The sequence below is a fragment of the Microbacterium sp. EST19A genome, from assembly GCF_019969685.1.
GTDB lineage: Bacteria > Actinomycetota > Actinomycetes > Actinomycetales > Microbacteriaceae > Microbacterium.
Genome location: NZ_JAHXYZ010000005.1, coordinates 47,496 through 64,585, shown reverse-complemented (window position 1 = coordinate 64,585; position 17,090 = coordinate 47,496). Strand labels below are relative to the sequence as shown.

Genomic DNA, 17,090 nt, shown 5'->3' with positions numbered 1-17,090 from the left:
CGGTTCGGGGGTGGGATCGGGATTCAGAGGCCGCGTTCGCGAGTGCTCGCGAAGGGCATCGTGTGGGTGCCGCGCGCGGAGCCGCGGCGTTTCAGGTGCTCGATGAAGGCGAGCACCTGGGCGACCGCCGTGTAGAGCTCCTCCGGGATCTCCCGGCCGATCTCGCACGCAGCGTGCAGTGCGCGGGCGAGCGGGATGTCGCGCACCATGGGCACACCCGCCTCCTCGGCCCGCTCGCGGATCTTCAGGGCCACGATGCCCGCGCCCTTGGCGACGACCCGCGGCGCGGCCTTGCCCGGCTCGTAGCGCAGCGCCACGGCGACGTGGGTCGGGTTCACGAGCACCACGTCGCTGTCGCTGACCGCCGCGATCATGCGGTTGCGACTCATCGCCAGCTGACGCGAGCGCCGCTGCGACCGCACCAGCGGATCGCCCTCGCTCTTCTTGTGCTCGTCCTTGGCTTCCTTCTTCGTCATGTGCGTGTGCTTGCGGTTGCGGCGGAGGACCACCGCGACATCGATCGCCGCGAGCAGGATGCCCACGACGACGGCGACCTGCAGCAGCGCGACCGCTCCCCCTGCGGCCTGTTCGAGCAGCCAGGTGATGTTGTGGCTGCCGCTGGCCATGAGCACCGGCACGAGACCTGCGACGACGATCCACAGCGAGAGGCCGATCGCCGCGGTCTTCAGCAGTGCCTTCGCGCCCTCCCAGAGCGCCTGCCGGCCGAAGACGCGCTTCAGGCCCGTGATGATGTTCAGCTGCTCGGTGCGCATCGTCACACCTCGTAGGTGGATCCCGCCCTGGGCGACGGCGGTCGCGGTGGTCGCGAGCAGCACGACGAGCAGCATCGGCATCAGGATGCCGCCCATCGAGTTCAGCGCGGCGCCGAGCACCTCCACAGCCGCGCCGTCGGTGGGGTGCGCCGCCACCGGCGCGACGCGCAGGAACAACTCGGTGAGCACCTGCGTCGCCGAGGCGATCGCCGGCAGCGACATGATCGCGGCCGCTGCGATGCAGACCCACGCCGTGAAGTCCTGGCTGCGTCCGATCTGCCCCTTGCGACGCGCCTCCTTCAGACGACGATCGGTGGTCTTCTCGCTCCGTTCGCCGGTGTCCGTCTCGCTCATCGGGTCACACCCAGCAGCAGTCGGGCCGCGTCATCCGCGATCGCAGCGACCACGCCCGGCAGGGCCGCGTAGACGAAGCCGACGAGCAGCAGCGTGAGGCCGATCTTGATCGGGAAGCCCATCGCGAACGCGTTCAGGGCCGGTGCGACCCTGGTCACGAGCCCGAGGCCCACGTCGGCGAGGAAGAGCACGATCAGCAGCGGGCCGGCGATCTGCACGGCGCTGAGCATCATCTGCGCCGTCGCCCCGACCAGCGCCTCCGCAGGCTTCGCGAGATCGATCATGCCGTCGACCGGGATCGCGTCGAACGACCGGAACAGTCCACCGAGCACGAGCTGGTAGCCGTCAGACGCGAACAGCAGCACGATCGCGGTCATCTGGAACAGTCGGGTGAACTGCGCGCCGTTGACCGCCATCCCGGGGTCGAACGCCTGCGCGAGCTGGAACCCGCCGAAGGTGTCGACGAGGTGGCCGGAGCCCTGGATCGCGCTGAACAGCAGCATCACGAGGAACCCCAGCAGCGCACCGGTGAGCGCCTGGCCTGCCAGGGCGAGCATGAATCCCCCGGTGTCGAGCCGCTCGTACCCGACCGTGACGACCGGCGACACCGCGAGGGCGAGGCCTGCGCCCAGCATCGCGCGGATCCGCATCGGGACGGTGCCGTGGCTGAACGGCGGAGCGATCACGAGGAACGCCGTGATCCGCACGCACGCGAGGGCCGTCGCCTCGAGCCAGGTGAAGTCGATCGGGATGTTCATCAGCCGCCGTTCAACAGCGACGGTATTCGCGCGAACAGCTCGTTCGTGAAGGCGATCATCTCGGCGATCATCCAGTGACCGCTCACGAGCAGCGCGATGCCGACGGCGACGAGCTTCGGCACGAAGGAGATCGTCATCTCCTGCACCTGCGTGATCGACTGCAGCAACGAGATCGCGAAACCGACCACGAGCGCCGTGATCAGCAGAGGTGCGCAGAGCTTCGCCGCGAGGATGAGAGCCGCCTGGCCGATGTCGACGACCGCTTCCGGGTTCATCCGCCACCTCCGCTGTAGGACTGCACGAGGGCCGTGATGACCATCCCCCACCCGTCGATGAGCAGGAAGAGCAGGATCTTGAACGGCAGCGAGATCATCACCGGCGGCAGCATCATCATGCCCATCGACATCAGCGCACTGGCGACGACGAGGTCGATCACCAGGAACGGCACGAAGATGATGAAGCCGATGAGGAAGGCGGCGCGCAGCTCGCTCAGCATGAACGCCGGCACGAGGGTGTGCAGCGGGATGCTCGCGGCGTCCGCGGGATTGTCCAGCTGCGCGGCGCGGTACATCAGCGCGATGTCCTCTTCACGCGTGAAGGCGAGCATCCACTCCCTGAGGGGCTGCTGCGCGAGCTCGAACGCCCGCCCGAAATCGACCTGCCCCTCGGTGAACGGCGCGACCGCCACCGCGTTGATGTCGGTGAGAACCGGCCACATGATGAACAGCGTCAGGAACAGGCTGAGTCCTGCGAGCACCTGATTCGGCGGGATCGAAGGCAGGGAGAGCGCGTTGCGGGTGAGAGCGAGCACGACGAAGATCTTCGTGAAGCTCGACATCATCAGCAGCAGCGCAGGCGCCACGCTCAGCACCGTGATGCCGAGCAGCGTCATGATGCTGTCGGACGGCGTGCCGTTGATGCCGTTGATCGTCACGCCTTCGCCGTCACCCGTCTCGGTCGGCAGGGCCGACGCCGCGGCGTGCGCGCCGGTGGCGCTCCACCACACGAGCAGAGCGGCGATCCCCAGCGCGACGGCGATCAGGATCCAGATGCGCCTCTGCGTCCGCCGCGCGCTCGACGGCAGCGCAGCGGCGGCGGCGATTGCGGGCACGGGCGGCACTCCGAAGATGGGAGACGTGGCCGATCCGTAGCCAGGAGGTCGAGCGATCCGTGCTCGACGACGACTATCGCGACACCGGCCGCATCGCGTAACCGGCGGGCAACCGGCAGTGAGCGCTCAGGCGACCGACTTCAGCGGGCACTCCGCGTCATCGAAGATGTCGAGATCGCCCGTCGACGACCCGTCGTCTGTGGCGTGTCCTGCCTCATCCGCCTCATCCACCGCCTCGTCCTCCTCCGTCAGCGGCGCTTCCTGCGTGTCGACGACGCTGATGCCGTGCTCGGTGACACCGAGCACATAGCGGATGCCGCCGAACTCGGCCACGACGAGCTGTGCCTTGGCACCGATCCCCGACCGAGCGACGACGGTGATCTTCTCCGGCCGTGCCTTCGTGCCACGACCTGGAGTCGCGTGACTCCGGCGGAGTCCGCTGATCCGACCGAGACTCTTCGGCAGCAGCCCGGACATCGGACTGTCGCCCTTCGCGCCCGCCTTCTGCAGCCGGCGGCTGAGGAACAGCAGCAGGCCGAGCACGGCCGCCAGTGCGACGATCATGCGCAGCGCGACGAGCACGTCGTCCATGCTCAGACGCTCTCTGCGCCGTCGAGGATGCGCTCGACACGGATCGCGAAGTCGCCGTCGGCGACGACGACCGTGCCGTGACCGATCAGCCGGCCGTTGAGCTTGATGTCCGCGGGCGACCCGGCGGCGCGGTCGAGCTCGACGACGTGACCGGGCTCGAGCGAGAGCACGTCGCGCACCGGCATCCGTGTGCGACCGATCTCGACGACCAGCTCCATCTCGACGCCGGCGATACGGCTGAGCCGCTGCGGACCGGTGGATGCGGCAGCCGCGCGGTCGCCGTCGATGCGCACGGAGGCTCGAGCCGCGATGGCGCCCGATGCATCGACGAGGTCGAACACCTGCGTGCCGGAGGCCGTGAACACCTCGGCAGCGCTCACCTGCTCTCCGTCACTGAGGGATCCGGTGCCGAGCACGATAGCCGCGGCCTCGAACACCGGGTGCAGGCGGTCGGCCAGCTCGGCGCTCTTCGAGCCGTCCTCGAGCTGGGCCGGGTCGAACACCTGGATCGCGATGCGCGCGCCCGGCGTGCCGGTGAAGCTCACGGCGACGGCCTCGCCGGTGGCACCCGGGTCGGAGGACGGCGTCGGGATGACGGGATAGCCGAGCGGCAGCTTGCCGGCGATCGCCGCGGCGATGGCTGTCTCGTGGAAGGTGCTCATCAGTGGTTCTCCTCGTGGGTGGTCGTGATGGTGCAGGCGAGCCGCGAGCCCCGGCTGCCCGGGGTGGCGCGGGCGATCGGCGTGCGCCCCGCCATCAGCTCGTACGGGGTCGTCTCGGGATGCGGGAGGCGCAGCAGGTCGCCCGGCGCGAGGTTCAGCACCTCACCGGCCCCGATCGTGATCGGCGCGAGGCGCAGTGTGATCTCGAGCGGCGTGCTGTGCACCTGATCACGGGTGTGCGCGGCGCCGCGGGCCGCCGCGGCATCCGCTCCCGACGCCGCCAGGCGATCCACGACCGCCGACGCGGGGAGCATGACCGATGCGACCGTCTGGGTATCGCCGAGGCGCATCGTGTACCGGGCGACGATCACCGCTGCCGACGCGGCGATCACCTGCAGGTACTGCGGGTTGTAGTGCACGCCGCCGAACATCGGCTCGCCGGGCAGCAGCGTGCCCATGCTCGCGGAGAGATGCTCGAACGTGCCCTCCATCAGGTTGCGGATCAGCGCGAGCTCGATCGGAGTGAAGGTGCGTGCCTCGGGCAGCGAGGTGCTCCGGCCGCCCATCATCTGCACGACCCAGAGCAGCGCGCTGTCGAGGCCGAACTGCACGACGCACGGTTCGTCCCGATCGGTGAAGGAACCGGCGACCATCGCCGTCGTGCTGGGCAGGGTCTGCGCGTACTCCTCATAGGAGACGAGCGCGACGCTGTCGAGCGACAGGTGCGTCCGCACGCGGATCTTCGCGGTCAGCTGCGACGACCAGAGCCGCGCGAAGGACTCGAACGATGCCTCCAGTCGACGGATGCTGTCACGGCCGAGCTGCGCCGGACGGCTGAAGTCGTATGCGGGATACCGGCCGGCCGGGTCGTCGATCGCGCTGGCTGCGGTCATGGTGGTCTCCTCGGACATGGTGGGCACGGTGCGTCAGCTCTCCTCTGCGGCTTCGGCGAGGGCAGGGAGCAACGCCCGCACCTGGTCTTCCTCGTTCGACTCGACGATGATGTCGACGCGCCGGTTGCTGGCCAGGGCCTCGGGGCTGTCGCCCACCACGAGCGGGCGGGTGTCGGAGAATGCGGTGGCCTTCACGCGAGCACCGGCGATGGACTCGTGCTCCACGAGGAAGCGGGCGACCTGCGTGGCGCGCCCACCCGAGAGCTCCCAGTTCGTCGGATACGGGGCGGCGGCGAGCCGGTGGTCGGCGTGCCCCTCGACGCTCACCTGGTTGGCGACTGTCGCCAGCACGTTCCCGATCGCATCGAGCACACCGTCGGCCTTCGCTGAGAGGTCGGTGCTGTTGTCACCGAAGAACGTCTCGGCACCCACCAGGCCGACCTTGAGACCGCGGTCGTCGATCACGAACTCGACGGTGTCCTGCAGGCCCTGCGCCGCGAGTGATGCTCTGATCCGCTCGCGCAGCTCCTCGAGCGATTCGTACTCCGCGGCGGCGCGCTTCGTGAGGTCGGCCACGCCCTGCTCGTCCTCGACTTCCGGGGGGATCACGAGTCCCTCCGAGATGTCGGCGCCGCCTGCGGTCGTCTCCTCCTGGCCGAAGCCCGTCGCCAGGCTGTTGGCGAGCAGCTCGAACTTCGTCTTGTCGACGTTCGACACCGCGAACAGCACGATGAACAGGCACATCAGCACCGTCACCATGTCGGCGTAGGAGACGGCCCAGCGCTCGTCGGGCTCGTCGTGCGAGTCCTCGTCGTGCCCACGGCCGCGGGAGCGGCGGGCAGTGCTCACCGCGGCTCCTCCGCGCCCTTCGGCTCGGCGCTCTTCGCGTCGTCCGTCTTGCGGCGCTTCGGCTTGACCGTGGACAGGGCTTCGAGTCGCTCCTGAAGCAGGTGCGGCGCGCTGCCGGCCTGGATCGCCAGCATCCCCTCGCTCACGAGCGTCATGCGCTCGAGTTCGACGGCGCCGATGCGGGCGAGGCGACCGGCGATCGGGTTCCAGATGAAGTTGGCGGAGAGCAGCCCCCACAGCGTCGCCACGAACGCGGCGGCGATCATCGGACCCAGGTGGTCCGGCTCGTCGAGCTTCTCGAGCACGTGCGTGAGCGAGACGACGGTTCCGACGATGCCGATGGTCGGAGCGTAACCACCGAGCGACGAGAAGAACTTCGCCGCGATGCGGTTGCGCGACGAGGTGGCCGTGATCTCGTCGTCCATCGTCATCCGCAGATCTTCGGCATCCGTGCCGTCGGCCAGGGCCTGCAGCGCCTGCCTGGTGAACGGGTCGGGAGCGCCGTCGAGCTCCTGTTCGAGGGCGAGGAGTCCCTCCCCGCGCGCCTTCTCGGCGTAGCCGACCAGGAAGGGGATGACGGCCTCGGGCGTGGATCTCGGCCCCCGCACCATGCGCCCGAGGCTCGCGATCGCCAGGCGGGTGTCGCGCAGGGTGTGACTCGCGATGCCGACGCCGATGGTCGACCCGAGCACCAGGATCATCGGAGCGGGGATGAGGAGCGCCTCGAAGCTCGCGCCCTCCATCGTGATCATGGCGACGAGTGCACCGAACGCGAGGATGACCCCGATGAGGAATGCGGGATCCACGATCAGTCCCCCGTCTTCCGGCCGAGAGCCTGCGCGGCATCGAGCACGCGGGCCCGATACGCGACGACGAGGTCGATGACGACGTCGAGGTCCTCCTGCACGACGTACACGCCGCCGTCGACCATGTGCAGCGTCGTGTCCGGAGAGGAGTGGACGCGCTCGATCAGGTCGGGGTTCACCGCGAACCGGATGCGGTCGAGGCGGGTGACGATGATCATCGGGTGGGTCTCCGGGCGTGGGACGAGAGGCGGGGCAGCCCCGACTATCGCGACGCGGCCCGCCCCGGGTAACCAGGACGGGCCGCGTTCGGCGAGGATTCCGCTCGGGTGCGAGCGGTGCGTCAGCGCTTGAGCTGGGTGAGCTCCTGCAACACCTCGTCGCTCGTGGTGATGATGCGCGCGTTGGCCTGGAAGCCGCGCTGCGCGACGATCAGGTTGGTGAACTCCTGAGACAGATCGACGTTGCTCATCTCGAGTGCGCCGGAGACGAGACCGCCGAATCCGGCCTGCCCGGCTTCCCCGATCCGCGCGCCTCCGGAGTTGACCGACACGCGGTATGCCGTGCCGCCGGCCTTCTCCAAGCCCTCGGGGTTCGCGAAGGTCGCCATCGCGATCTTCCCGAGCGTCTGCGTCGCGCCGTTGCTGAACGTGCCGACGATCGAGCCGTCGCCCGTGATGCTGTACGACTTGAGCGTTCCTGCGGCTGCGCCGTTCTGTTCGGTGACCGCGACCGTCGACAGGCTCGCGTATCCGGTGACGGCGGTGAGGTCGACGGTGACCCCGCCGGCCGCCAGGCTGAGACCCGCACCGGTCTGCTTGCCGTCGGTGAACGTGAGCGCTCCGCTGGCGCCGCTCGCCGGCTCGGTGACGTCCCACCCGGTCGCCGTCTTCGTGAAGGTCAGGCTCAGGGTGGTGGGGGTGCCCTGCGCGTCGAACACGGTCACGTCCCGCACGAGCTCGTCGCCGACCGCCGCGGTCGACGGCAGGTTGCCGGTGACGGTGGCGCCGGTCGTGGCACGGGCCGGAGAGACCGCGTCGAGGGGCAGCACGATGTTCCCGATGCCCTGCCCCGTGTTCACGACGCCGTCCTGCGCGGACCAGCCCTGCACGATCGCGCCGTCGGCGGTGACCATCTTGCCGGTCGGGTCGAACGAGAAGCCGCCGGCACGCGTGTACAGCGTCTCGCCGCCGGCGCGCACCGCGAAGAAGCCGTCACCCGAGATCATCAGGTCGCCGCCTCGGCCGGTCGCCTGAGCCGACCCCTGTGCGAAGTTCGTGCGGACGCCGGCGACCTGCACGCCGAGTCCCACCTGGGCGGGGTTGCGTCCGCCGACCTGATCGTCGGGGATGCCGGGGTTGCCGATCAGCTGCGACAGCGAGTCCTGGAACACGACTGACGAGCCCTTGAAGCCCGCGGTGTTGACGTTGGCGATGTTGTTGCCGGTGACGTCGAGCATGGTCTGGTGCGAGCGGAGGCCGGAGATGCCGGAGTAGAGCGAGCGAAGCATGGGGATTCTCTCTTCCTGGGTGAGGGGGATCAGGCTGCGGCGGGATCGCTCGCGGCAGGGGTGGACTTCGAGGTGATGCCGGTGATGGCATCCAGGGCGACGGTCTTGTCGCCGATGGTCACCTGCGGGATGGGGCCGTCGAACGACACCTTCGTGACGATGCCGGTGACCGCCTTGCCATCGGCATCCTTGTAGCTCGCCTCCTGGCCGATCAGCGCGGTGGCCGCCTGGCGCATGCTCAGGGCGAACGCCTCCGTGCCGTTGTCCGCCAGCGTCGTCAGCTGCTCCATCATCGCCAGTTGGGTGGTCTGGGAGATCATCTCGTTCGTGTCCATCGGGCTCGAAGGATCCTGATGCGTCAGCTGTGTGACCAGCAGCTTGAGGAAGACCTCGCCGTCCAACACCTGTTTGCGTGCGGCGGGGTCGGTGGTGCTTCCGGTGTGGATCGAGCTCGGGGCGCTCACGGCATCGACGGTCATGGTGTGTCCTCTCTCAGGCGAAGATGTCGAGGCCCTCGCCGGAGACGGCGCGGGTCGTGATCGGAAGGATGCTGGGGATGCCGCCGGCCCTGCTCTCGGCAGAGGCGCGCCCGTCGGCGGCCGCGCGGCCGCGCTCGCCGGGTGCGTGCTCACCGGCCGCACCTCCACTGCCGGGCTGTGCGCCGCGATCGGGGTTGCCCGCATCGGCGGACGCGCTCGACCCGAGCGTCAGGCTCGCGTGCGGCATGACCGCGGCGAGGTCGCGTCGCAGATCCGTGACGATGGTCCGCAGCGCCTCACGTCCGGCGTCGGTCGCGCCGAGGAGTTCGACCCGCACCTCGCCGCCCGTGCTGATGTGCGCTCGAACGGTGACTGGGCCGAGGGTGTCGGGGTTCACGGTCATCGTGAGCTGGTGGCTGCCGACCGGACGTTGGACGATGCTCAGGACGACCGGCGCGACCTGGGCTGCGACCGCGCGCGGCACCGCGGCTGCGGCATCCGGGGCGGCGACGACGGGCGTGCTGGCCGGCGAGACCGACACGGCGGGTGCGGATGCAGATGTCGATGCCGCCGACGTCGGGGGCACCGGCTGATCCGGATGAGTGCTGCCGTCCTTCGGGACAGGTGTCGCCGCGGGAATGACGGGGAGCGCACCGGAGGCTGCGGTCGCGCTCAGCGCTTGCGCCGACACAGGCATGGGCTCAGCGCGAGCGACAGGAGCGTCGGGCGCTGCGCTCGGAGTCGCAGCAACGGCGGGAGGAGCGAGGACCGTCGGGGGGTCGCTCGCTCGGACATTCGACATGCTCACGGACGCGACCGGAATCACCGATGCATCGGCATCCGTCATCTGCGACACGTCCGTGGCCTGCGCAGCGCGCGGGGCCGAGGCCGCCTGCGCATCCTCAGGGATCGCCTCGTCACCGGCGACGAGATGCGGCGCCGGTTCGGCTTGCGGCGCGACCGGCGGCGCTGAGAGCATCGCGATCGCTGCCGACAGCCCGGCATCCGGTGCCGCGTGTCCTTCGCCCTCCACGTCGATCGAAGCCTTCGCGTCGGGGCCTTCAGCGGGAACGGTGACCGCACTCGGTGCGACGGTCTCAGCATCCGTGGGCATCGTCGCCCCGACGTCGGCATCGAGCATCCGCTCGGCCAACGCGAAAGCGACGCCGAACGACGACGGTGCCTTCCCGGCCGAGCCGCCGAGGCCGTTCCCCTCGGGCGCGCCGCCGAGCAGAGCCGCAAGCCCCGGAGCGACCGTGGCGTTCGCCGTCGACACGGCGCTCATGCCGTCCGCTCCTCTCGGAGACTGCGCACGACCGCGATCTCGTCCAGCGCCACCTGCTCGGCATGCTGCTGCGCGCGGATGCTGTCGACGCGATGCGCGCCCTCCAGTCGCTCGAGCCCTTTGAGCTCTCGGCGAGCCTCGACGTGCGAGGCTTTGGCTTCGGCCTCCTCCGCGCGTCGCAGCTCGGCGAGCGTCTGCAGATCGCTGAGCGCGCTACGACCGGCCGCCCGGGCTGCCGCCATCGCCAGCATCGTCGGCGCGTCGTCCACCTGCGCGCTGATCTCGGACAGGCTCACGACGGCGCCATGCTCTGCGGCCTCGGCCTGCAGGCGAGCGGATGTCGTGCGCGACAGCTGTTCTGCGGCGACCCGCTCCTGCGCGTCGCGGACACGCAGGAGTCCCGCCAGGGAGAATGTCATGGCGTCAGTCCTCCGAACTCGGTGGTGAGGGCGGCGAGAAGCCGCCAGGATTCGGCAGCGCTCGTGGAATCGTCCATCCCCTGTGTGAGGAAGCCGGAGATCGCGTCCTCATGAGCGATGGCCGCGTCGACGAGCGGGTTCGCGCCGGCACGGTAGGCGCCGATGTCGATCAGGTCGTTCGCGCTGCGCCGCGCGGCGAGCACGCTGCGCAGCGTCACCGCGTGTGCGCGTTGCTCCGCCGTGGTGATCTTCGAGACGACGCGCGAGATGGACCCCAAGACGTCGACGGCCGGGAAATGGCCGCGAACCGCCAGAGCGCGGTCCAGCACGACGTGCCCGTCGAGGATGCCGCGGGCAGCATCCGCGATCGGCTCGTTGTGATCGTCACCGTCGACGAGCACGGTGTACAGGCCGGTGACGGATCCGACCGGCCCGGTTCCTGCGCGCTCCAGGAGCCGCGCCAGCACCGAGAAGGTCGACGGCGGATATCCGCGAGTCGCCGGCGGCTCCCCCGCGCTGAGTCCGATCTCGCGCTGGGCCATAGCGACACGGGTCAGCGAGTCCATCATGAGCATGACGTCCGCACCGTCCTGACGGAACCGCTCGGCGATGCGCGTGGCGACGAATGCGGACCGCATGCGCACCATCGCCGGCTGGTCGGAGGTGGCCACCACCACGACCGAGCGCGCCAGACCCTCCGGACCGAGGTCGTCCTCGATGAACTCACGCACCTCGCGGCCTCGCTCCCCCACCAGGGCGATCACGGTGATGTCGGCGGTCGAGCCGCGAGCGATCATCGACATGAGCGACGACTTCCCGACGCCGGATCCGGCGAACAGACCGAGACGCTGGCCGGTGCCGACCGGCGTCATGGTGTCGAGCACGCGAACGCCCAGGGCGAGCTGAGTGTCGATGCGCTGCCGGTGGAGGATGCTCGGGGCGTCGTGATCGAGCGAGACGAAGTCGACACCGCGTTCGAGCGGCCCCTTGCCGTCGATCGGCCGACCGAGCCCGTCGAGCACGCGTCCGAGCAGCGACCGCCCGGTCGGCACCTGCACGCGGGCACCCGTGTGGAGCACCTTGGCACGGGCGGTGATCCCGTCGAGCGGCCCGAGCGGCATGCACCGCGCCGCTGCGCCGTCGACAGCGACGACCTCCGCGTCGACCGGACGGCCGTCCGCCATCTCGATCCGCACCCGGTCGCCCACGGCCGCGTCGATGCCGATCACCTCCGCACCGAGGCCGAGCACGGCTTTCACCGTGCCGGAGCGCTCTGGGCGCGCGGCGTCGACCGCGCGGCGCCACGATGCCGTCGCGACGGTCATGCGAGCACCTCGGGCTGCTGATCGCCGTCGCCCCGGAGTGCCACGGCCGCCCGAGCGAGCGCCTGCACGATACGGGTGTCGACGGCGCCATCCTCGACCTCGACGATCGCCCCACCCGCGTCGACGGATGCCGATTCCACGACCTGAATGCCCTGCAGGGTCGCCACGGCATCCTCGTCCTCACGGAGGATCGCACCGTCCTGCGGGCTGAACGCGACCCGCGTCCACCGCTCGACAGGCATCTCCGCGAGCGCGCGACGCAGCGCGTGCGACGCCGACCGGGCGGAGTCCGAGACCTCGACGCCCAGGATCGCTGTCGCGAGCTCGAGCGCGAGCTCTTCGATCCGGTCGGAGGCGACCGCGCTCAGCTCCGCGACGCGCTGATCGAGCGCATCGGAGGACGCACGAACGGCGCTCAGGACCGAGCCGCGCTGCGCGAGATACTCCGCGCGCTGCCGCTGCATCCGAGACTCTTCTGCGGCCTGCTGCATCCGCCCCTCGTCGAGCGCGATCCGGCGTCCTTCTGCGAAGCCCTCCGCATACCCGCGCGTGCGCGCCCTGTCGGCTTCCGCGCGGAGGTCGATCGGGATCTCGCCCACTCGCGGCGCCGTCAGCGGTGTGAACGAGGTGTCGGTGAAGGCGGATGCGGTGAAGGGGGTATCGGAGGGGGTCATTCGATGAGCTCGTCCTCATCCTCGCGGGAGATCGTGATCTCCTCCGCGGCCTCGAGCTCGCGGATGATGCGCACGACCTCGGCACGTGCCTCGTCGACCTGCCGCACGCGCACCGAGCCGAGCACCCGCGCCTCCTCGGCGAGGTTCTCCTGGTTGCGCTCGGTCATGTTGCCGGTGACCTTCGCGGTGACCTGCTCGTCCGCGCCCTTGAGCGCGAGCGCCAGCACCCGCAGATCGATGCCGCGCAGCACCCGCTGCGTATCGCGGTCCTCGAGGCGGGTGATGTCGGCGAACGTGACCATGCGGCTGCGGATGTCCTCCGCCAGTGCGAGGTCGCGCCCCTCCAGGCTGGCGAGCAGCGCCTTCTCGAGCGCGGTGTCGGAGCGGCTGATGATCTCGACGAGCGGCTGCACGCCGCCGATCGATTCGTGGTTGTCGCGCATCGCGAACACACCGGTGCGAGAGCGCAGCGAGTCGGCGACGATCGAGATCGCTTCCTGCGTCGCCGTGCCCATGGTCGCGATCGCCTGCGCGACGTCGGTGCGCAACGGGTCCTGCAGCGCGGTGAGCACGGCCGCCGCGCGATCGGCCCGTAGGTTCGCGAGCACCACGGCGACGGTCGTCGGCAGCTCGCCCTCCAGGATCGTGGCGAGCTGAGCGGGGTCTGCGGCATTGAGGAAGTCGAACGACACCACACCCTGCGACATGACGCGGCCGACCATTCCCACGGCCTTCTCCCGGCCGAACGCGGTCTCCAGCAGCCCGGTCGCGAGCTCCTGCCCGCCGCGCGACGGCACGGAGCCGCCCGCCGCGATGCGCGCGAACGCGCCGAGCGCCTGCGCGGTCGAGGCGAGGTCCACGCCGCCGAGCTGGGTGAGCTCGGCGGCGAGCAGCTCGGACCGGTCCTCCCCGAGGTGGCGAAGCACTTCGGCGCTGACCTCGCGGTCCATGTTGAGGAGAACGATGGCCGCCTGGCGCAGGCCCGTCGTCTCGACGACAGCGACCTCCGATGCCGTCGTGACGGCGTGCTCCCCCGAATCAGTCCTGGTGTCGGGGAATTCGATCTGCGCGCTCATACGGTGGACTCATCCATCATGCTGGCCAGGGCCGTCGCCGTGGCTCGCGGCTCGCGCCGTGCGATGTCGTCGATCTCGCGACGCCGGCGCTCCACCAGCACCTGGTCCATCTGCGGCTCCTCCTCGATGTCGAAGACGGCCGTCGGATCGATCTGCGGGAGCAGCGGCGCGGTGATCGCCTCGCGGTCCTTCAGGCCCTTGAGCGACTTGAGCTTCTGCTCCTCGTTCTCGCTCATCGTGGACAGATACTCGATCGGCCCTTCGTCCGTGTAGAGCACGCGGCGCTTCATGCGCTGACGGATCGAGAAGAACACCACCAGGATGATCACCGCGAGCAGCACCGATCCGCCGATGATCACGGACCGCAGCAGCTCCTGCTGGAACTGCGCCGCCTGCTCGGCTTCGGCGGCCTGCAGCGCGGCCTGCGCCGCGGTCGCTCCGCCTGCTGCGAACTCGACGAACTCCACGGCGATCGTGTCGCCGCGCTCGAGGTCGATCCCGGCAGCGGATGCGACGAGCGCCTCCACCTGGTCGGCGGTCACACCGGTCACCGATCCGCGGTTCAGCGCGATGCTGACCGTCTGGCGCGTCACCTCGCCGGCCGGCGTGATCGTCTTCTCGGTCGATTTGTTCACGGCGTTGCTGCGCGACGTCTCCTCGAGCTCGTAGGAGCCGTCGCCGTCCGCACCGTTCGGCACGGCGATGTTGTCGGGTCCCAGCACCCCGGTGCCGGCGTCCCCGGTGCCCGTGTAGGTCTCGGTCTTCGTCTGCTCGTTCGGGCTCAGATCGCCCTCCGGCGCCGAGTACGTCTCATCCATCCGCTCGGACGTCGAGTTCGCGACGTCCGCGGCGACCGTGACCGTGGCGTTGCCTGGGCCGACGATGGTCTCCAGCATCCGGCTCACCGATGCGGCGACCCTCGCCTCGTGCTCGGTCGCCTGCTTCGACGAGCTGCCGGCGACGCCGGAGCCGACCGCCGAGAGCACCGTGCCGTTCTGATCGGTGACCGCCACATCCTCGGGCGTCATGCCAGGCACTGCCGCGCTCGTGAGGTGGATGATCGCCTCGATCTTCTCGTCGCTGAGCGTCGAGCCGTTGCGCGTCTTCACGAAGACCGACGCGGTCGGGCTCTGCTGCTCCGAGACGAACACGCTCTCCTCGGGGATCGCGAGCTGCACGGACGCCGTGGAGATGCCGTCCATCGCGCTGATCGTGCTCGCGAGCTCCCCCTCGATCGCGCGCTTGTAGGTGACCGACTGCTGGAACTCGCTCGCCGTCACGCCCATCTTGTCGAGCAGCGTGTAGCCCTCGCTGCTGTCGCCCGGAAGGCCGGCGGATGCCGCCGCGAGCCGCTGCGGATACACCTGATCGTCGGGCACCAGGATCGTCGCGCCGCCCTCGGTGAGCTCGTAGCCGACCCCGGCCGACTTCAGCTGCTCGACGACAGCCGAGGCGTCGCTCGCGCTGAGGCCGGTGAACAGCGGGCTCATCTGCGGCTTGGTCAACCATGTGCCGAGCGCGATCGCGCCCATCACCAGCAATGCGACCCCGATGATGGCGATCGTGCGCTGGGCGACCGTGAAGCCCGAGACGATCCGTTTCACCCGATCGAACGAGGTCGTGAGCACCTTCGGCATGATCAGGCCTGCATCCGCATGATCTCGTTGAACGCGGAGACGCTGCGGTCACGCACGGCGACGACGAGATCGAGGGTGACGCCGGCGCGCGCGGAGGCGATCATCGCCTGATGGATGTCCTGCAGATCGCCGGTGACGGCCTGCACCGCGAGATCGTTCGAGGTGGACTGCAGCTGCTGGAGGTTCTCCACGGCACCGGAGAGCGAGGTCGCGAACGCTCCGGCACCGGTCGTGGAGCCGACGGCGCCCGAGCCCGATTCGAAGCTGAGGGATGAGAGCGGGGTCACGCCGGCCGCGGACACGGCGTCGATCGGGGTGGACATCAGTTGCGTCCGATCTGCAGAGCGGCCTCGTAGGTGGTCTTCGCGCGGTCCACGACTGCGGCGTTCGCCTCGTAGCCGCGCTGCGCGAGGATCAGCATGCTCATCTGGTCGCCGAGCTCCACGTTCGGGTACTGCACGTAGCCGTCGGCATTCGCATAAGGATGCTCGGGGTCGTAGACGAGCTTGGCCTCGGCTTCGGACTCCACCACTCCGGCGACGGAGACGCCCTGACCGTCGGCTCCCGCCCTGACGGTCACGAACTTCTCACGGAACGCCTCTTCGCCCGCGGGCGTCGCCGTGTTCACGTTGGCGATGTTGTCGCTCAGGGCGTCGAGCCACTTGCGGTGCACGTTCAGTCCGGTGCCGGCGATGCCGATCGCGTCGAAGGTCATGCGGACGCCTGGCCGATCGCCTTGGTGATCGAGGCCGCCTGGCCGCCGATGGCCTGGCTGGCGAACTGGAACCGCAGCACCGTGTCGATGTTCGACAGGGTCTCGGTGTCGAGATTGACGTTGTTGCCGTTCAGCCGGGTGGGCTCCAGCGACCGCTCGATGGTCGCGGCGACCGTGCCGGATCCGCTGTCGACGGCTCGTCGCAGCTCATCCTCGAACTGCACGCGCTTGGCCTGATAGCCGGGGGTGTTGATGTTCGCGATGTTGTCGGCGATCGAACGCTGACGCAGCGCCAGACCATCGAGCGCGCTGATCAGCGCGGAGGAGGTGACGGACTCGAGCACGAGGGCACTCCGGGAGGTTGATGGAGAAGCCGATCCTTGGCCAATCGTCGAGCGATCCGTGCTCGTGGTCGACTATCGCGACGCGGCGCGATTCCGTAACCGGGGCGTTCTGGGAGTCGCGGTTCAGCCTTCGACGTCGAGGTATGCCGGGGTGTCCTGGGGGGACGTCGGCACGCGGCGCAGCGCGGCGAGTTCGCGCGCGACGTTCGCTCTGGAGGTCATCAGCCCGCCGATCATCAGCTGCTGGCGGGCGAGCACCGCTTCGGCCCGCTCACGCAGCTCCTCGGGGACGGGGCCGGCAGGCGGGTCGAACGGCTGCGGGTCGAGCTGTTCGTCTGCGGCATCGAGGGCGCGCTCGAACTGGTCGAGCACGGTCAGCCAGGCCGCGAGGTTCTCCGGCACCGTCGTCAGGCCAGCGCCGAGGAAGACGCCGGGGCGATTGCCGCGGTCGCCGACGCGGCCTGATGCCAGGCCTCGCGCAGCGGCGCGATGAGTTCGCGGCACTCGGCGGTGGCGGCCGGGTCGCGCGAGATGTTCGCCGCGATCAGGCGGCCGGTCAGGTAGGTATAGACCGCGCGGAGGTCGGCAGCGCCGTCCCAGGCATCCGTCAGCGATCCGCTGAGCTCCGCGACGATCTGCTGCGCATGCGTCAGGTGGGTGCCGGCGGCCGTCCAGTCGGATGCGTCCTGCGCTGCGGCCGCACGATCGATGTCGACGAGCAGCCGGTCGTAGAGCATCGTGAGCAGCCGCTCAGGCGACGCGGAAGCGACCTGCTGCTGGAGGTACTGCTGCTTCGCGCGTTCCATCGAGGTGAGAGGCATCGTCGAGATCT

At 69.7% G+C, this 17,090-nt stretch carries 23 protein-coding genes; all 23 read right to left on the bottom strand.

The window, feature by feature from the left end:
- Positions 1 to 23: 23 nt before the first annotated feature.
- The 23 genes from LC452_RS20640 to fliS all read right to left on the bottom strand — a co-directional run bounded on the left by LC452_RS20640 (position 24) and on the right by fliS (position 17,079).
- Complete coding sequence (locus LC452_RS20640; RefSeq protein WP_223628698.1) at positions 24 to 1,127, bottom strand: flagellar biosynthesis protein FlhB; 1,104 nt, start codon at positions 1,125 to 1,127, stop codon at positions 24 to 26.
- A complete protein-coding gene (locus tag LC452_RS20635; RefSeq protein ID WP_223628697.1) occupies positions 1,124 to 1,885 on the bottom strand; it encodes a flagellar biosynthetic protein FliR in 762 nt (253 codons plus the stop codon). Before LC452_RS20635 ends, LC452_RS20640 begins: the two co-directional genes overlap by 4 nt.
- Positions 1,885 to 2,160: a flagellar biosynthesis protein FliQ gene (gene fliQ / locus LC452_RS20630; protein ID WP_223628695.1), complete on the bottom strand. Its 276-nt coding sequence runs from the start codon at positions 2,158 to 2,160 to the stop codon at positions 1,885 to 1,887. Before fliQ ends, LC452_RS20635 begins: the two co-directional genes overlap by 1 nt.
- Positions 2,157 to 2,987 carry a flagellar type III secretion system pore protein FliP gene (gene fliP / locus LC452_RS20625; RefSeq protein ID WP_223628853.1) on the bottom strand — a complete coding sequence of 277 codons (831 nt, stop codon included), beginning with the start codon at positions 2,985 to 2,987 and terminating at the stop codon, positions 2,157 to 2,159. The genes fliQ and fliP overlap by 4 nt, the downstream gene beginning before the upstream one ends.
- Positions 2,988 to 3,122: 135 nt before the next feature.
- Positions 3,123 to 3,587 (bottom strand): flagellar biosynthetic protein FliO, encoded by a 465-nt coding sequence (locus LC452_RS20620; RefSeq protein ID WP_223628693.1) that lies wholly within the window; start codon positions 3,585 to 3,587, stop codon positions 3,123 to 3,125.
- Positions 3,588 to 3,589: 2 nt separating this feature from the next.
- Positions 3,590 to 4,249, bottom strand: coding sequence for a FliM/FliN family flagellar motor switch protein (locus LC452_RS20615; protein WP_223628691.1), 660 nt, complete (start codon positions 4,247 to 4,249; stop codon positions 3,590 to 3,592).
- Complete coding sequence (locus LC452_RS20610) at positions 4,249 to 5,142, bottom strand: flagellar motor switch protein FliM (protein WP_223628689.1); 894 nt, start codon at positions 5,140 to 5,142, stop codon at positions 4,249 to 4,251. The genes LC452_RS20615 and LC452_RS20610 overlap by 1 nt, the downstream gene beginning before the upstream one ends.
- Positions 5,143 to 5,175: 33 nt before the next feature.
- Complete coding sequence (locus LC452_RS20605; RefSeq protein ID WP_223628687.1) at positions 5,176 to 5,991, bottom strand: flagellar motor protein MotB; 816 nt, start codon at positions 5,989 to 5,991, stop codon at positions 5,176 to 5,178.
- Complete coding sequence (locus LC452_RS20600) at positions 5,988 to 6,797, bottom strand: motility protein A (protein ID WP_223628685.1); 810 nt, start codon at positions 6,795 to 6,797, stop codon at positions 5,988 to 5,990. Before LC452_RS20600 ends, LC452_RS20605 begins: the two co-directional genes overlap by 4 nt.
- A 2-nt stretch (positions 6,798 to 6,799) precedes the next feature.
- A complete protein-coding gene (locus LC452_RS20595) occupies positions 6,800 to 7,015 on the bottom strand; it encodes a flagellar FlbD family protein (protein ID WP_223628684.1) in 216 nt (71 codons plus the stop codon).
- Between the two features lie 122 nt (positions 7,016 to 7,137).
- The gene (locus LC452_RS20590; RefSeq protein WP_223628682.1) at positions 7,138 to 8,304 is read right to left on the bottom strand and encodes a flagellar hook protein FlgE; all 1,167 of its coding nucleotides are present in this window, start codon (positions 8,302 to 8,304) and stop codon (positions 7,138 to 7,140) included.
- 29 nt (positions 8,305 to 8,333) lie between these two features.
- Entirely contained in the window at positions 8,334 to 8,783 is a 450-nt protein-coding gene (locus LC452_RS20585; protein ID WP_223628680.1) for a flagellar hook capping FlgD N-terminal domain-containing protein, read from the bottom strand.
- 13 nt (positions 8,784 to 8,796) lie between these two features.
- Complete coding sequence (locus LC452_RS20580) at positions 8,797 to 10,068, bottom strand: hypothetical protein (RefSeq protein ID WP_223628679.1); 1,272 nt, start codon at positions 10,066 to 10,068, stop codon at positions 8,797 to 8,799.
- Positions 10,065 to 10,487: a hypothetical protein gene (locus tag LC452_RS20575; protein ID WP_223628678.1), complete on the bottom strand. Its 423-nt coding sequence runs from the start codon at positions 10,485 to 10,487 to the stop codon at positions 10,065 to 10,067. Before LC452_RS20575 ends, LC452_RS20580 begins: the two co-directional genes overlap by 4 nt.
- Positions 10,484 to 11,812 carry a FliI/YscN family ATPase gene (locus LC452_RS20570; protein ID WP_223628677.1) on the bottom strand — a complete coding sequence of 443 codons (1,329 nt, stop codon included), beginning with the start codon at positions 11,810 to 11,812 and terminating at the stop codon, positions 10,484 to 10,486. The genes LC452_RS20575 and LC452_RS20570 overlap by 4 nt, the downstream gene beginning before the upstream one ends.
- The gene (locus LC452_RS20565; RefSeq protein WP_223628675.1) at positions 11,809 to 12,486 is read right to left on the bottom strand and encodes a FliH/SctL family protein; all 678 of its coding nucleotides are present in this window, start codon (positions 12,484 to 12,486) and stop codon (positions 11,809 to 11,811) included. Before LC452_RS20565 ends, LC452_RS20570 begins: the two co-directional genes overlap by 4 nt.
- A complete protein-coding gene (locus LC452_RS20560; protein WP_223628674.1) occupies positions 12,483 to 13,562 on the bottom strand; it encodes a flagellar motor switch protein FliG in 1,080 nt (359 codons plus the stop codon). Before LC452_RS20560 ends, LC452_RS20565 begins: the two co-directional genes overlap by 4 nt.
- On the bottom strand, positions 13,559 to 15,199 hold the full coding sequence (gene fliF, locus LC452_RS20555; RefSeq protein WP_223628673.1) for a flagellar basal-body MS-ring/collar protein FliF: 1,641 nt from the start codon (positions 15,197 to 15,199) through the stop codon (positions 13,559 to 13,561). Before fliF ends, LC452_RS20560 begins: the two co-directional genes overlap by 4 nt.
- 2 nt (positions 15,200 to 15,201) lie before the next feature.
- On the bottom strand, positions 15,202 to 15,522 hold the full coding sequence (gene fliE, locus LC452_RS20550) for a flagellar hook-basal body complex protein FliE (protein WP_223628671.1): 321 nt from the start codon (positions 15,520 to 15,522) through the stop codon (positions 15,202 to 15,204).
- Positions 15,522 to 15,914, bottom strand: a complete 393-nt coding sequence (gene flgC / locus LC452_RS20545) for a flagellar basal body rod protein FlgC (RefSeq protein ID WP_223628670.1) — start codon at positions 15,912 to 15,914, stop codon at positions 15,522 to 15,524. Before flgC ends, fliE begins: the two co-directional genes overlap by 1 nt.
- Positions 15,911 to 16,258, bottom strand: a complete 348-nt coding sequence (locus LC452_RS20540) for a flagellar basal body rod protein FlgB (protein ID WP_223628668.1) — start codon at positions 16,256 to 16,258, stop codon at positions 15,911 to 15,913. Before LC452_RS20540 ends, flgC begins: the two co-directional genes overlap by 4 nt.
- A 123-nt stretch (positions 16,259 to 16,381) precedes the next feature.
- A complete protein-coding gene (locus LC452_RS20535) occupies positions 16,382 to 16,660 on the bottom strand; it encodes a hypothetical protein (protein WP_223628667.1) in 279 nt (92 codons plus the stop codon).
- 5 nt (positions 16,661 to 16,665) lie between these two features.
- Positions 16,666 to 17,079, bottom strand: coding sequence for a flagellar export chaperone FliS (fliS, locus tag LC452_RS20530; RefSeq protein WP_223628665.1), 414 nt, complete (start codon positions 17,077 to 17,079; stop codon positions 16,666 to 16,668).
- Between the last annotated feature and the right edge of the window lie 11 nt (positions 17,080 to 17,090).

What these genes read in the sequence shown, in the direction of transcription:
- LC452_RS20640 (WP_223628698.1), bottom strand. Translation starts at nt 1,127, where the DNA reads ATGAGCGAGACGGACACCGGCGAACGGAGCGAGAAGACCACCGATCGT.
- LC452_RS20635 (WP_223628697.1), bottom strand. Translation starts at nt 1,885, where the DNA reads ATGAACATCCCGATCGACTTCACCTGGCTCGAGGCGACGGCCCTCGCG.
- fliQ (WP_223628695.1), bottom strand. Translation starts at nt 2,160, where the DNA reads ATGAACCCGGAAGCGGTCGTCGACATCGGCCAGGCGGCTCTCATCCTC.
- LC452_RS20620 (WP_223628693.1), bottom strand. Translation starts at nt 3,587, where the DNA reads ATGGACGACGTGCTCGTCGCGCTGCGCATGATCGTCGCACTGGCGGCC.
- LC452_RS20615 (WP_223628691.1), bottom strand. Translation starts at nt 4,249, where the DNA reads ATGAGCACCTTCCACGAGACAGCCATCGCCGCGGCGATCGCCGGCAAG.
- LC452_RS20610 (WP_223628689.1), bottom strand. Translation starts at nt 5,142, where the DNA reads ATGACCGCAGCCAGCGCGATCGACGACCCGGCCGGCCGGTATCCCGCA.
- LC452_RS20595 (WP_223628684.1), bottom strand. Translation starts at nt 7,015, where the DNA reads ATGATCATCGTCACCCGCCTCGACCGCATCCGGTTCGCGGTGAACCCC.
- LC452_RS20590 (WP_223628682.1), bottom strand. Translation starts at nt 8,304, where the DNA reads ATGCTTCGCTCGCTCTACTCCGGCATCTCCGGCCTCCGCTCGCACCAG.
- LC452_RS20585 (WP_223628680.1), bottom strand. Translation starts at nt 8,783, where the DNA reads ATGACCGTCGATGCCGTGAGCGCCCCGAGCTCGATCCACACCGGAAGC.
- LC452_RS20580 (WP_223628679.1), bottom strand. Translation starts at nt 10,068, where the DNA reads ATGAGCGCCGTGTCGACGGCGAACGCCACGGTCGCTCCGGGGCTTGCG.
- LC452_RS20575 (WP_223628678.1), bottom strand. Translation starts at nt 10,487, where the DNA reads ATGACATTCTCCCTGGCGGGACTCCTGCGTGTCCGCGACGCGCAGGAG.
- LC452_RS20570 (WP_223628677.1), bottom strand. Translation starts at nt 11,812, where the DNA reads ATGACCGTCGCGACGGCATCGTGGCGCCGCGCGGTCGACGCCGCGCGC.
- LC452_RS20565 (WP_223628675.1), bottom strand. Translation starts at nt 12,486, where the DNA reads ATGACCCCCTCCGATACCCCCTTCACCGCATCCGCCTTCACCGACACC.
- LC452_RS20560 (WP_223628674.1), bottom strand. Translation starts at nt 13,562, where the DNA reads ATGAGCGCGCAGATCGAATTCCCCGACACCAGGACTGATTCGGGGGAG.
- fliF (WP_223628673.1), bottom strand. Translation starts at nt 15,199, where the DNA reads ATGCCGAAGGTGCTCACGACCTCGTTCGATCGGGTGAAACGGATCGTC.
- fliE (WP_223628671.1), bottom strand. Translation starts at nt 15,522, where the DNA reads ATGTCCACCCCGATCGACGCCGTGTCCGCGGCCGGCGTGACCCCGCTC.
- flgC (WP_223628670.1), bottom strand. Translation starts at nt 15,914, where the DNA reads ATGACCTTCGACGCGATCGGCATCGCCGGCACCGGACTGAACGTGCAC.
- fliS (WP_223628665.1), bottom strand. Translation starts at nt 17,079, where the DNA reads ATGCCTCTCACCTCGATGGAACGCGCGAAGCAGCAGTACCTCCAGCAG.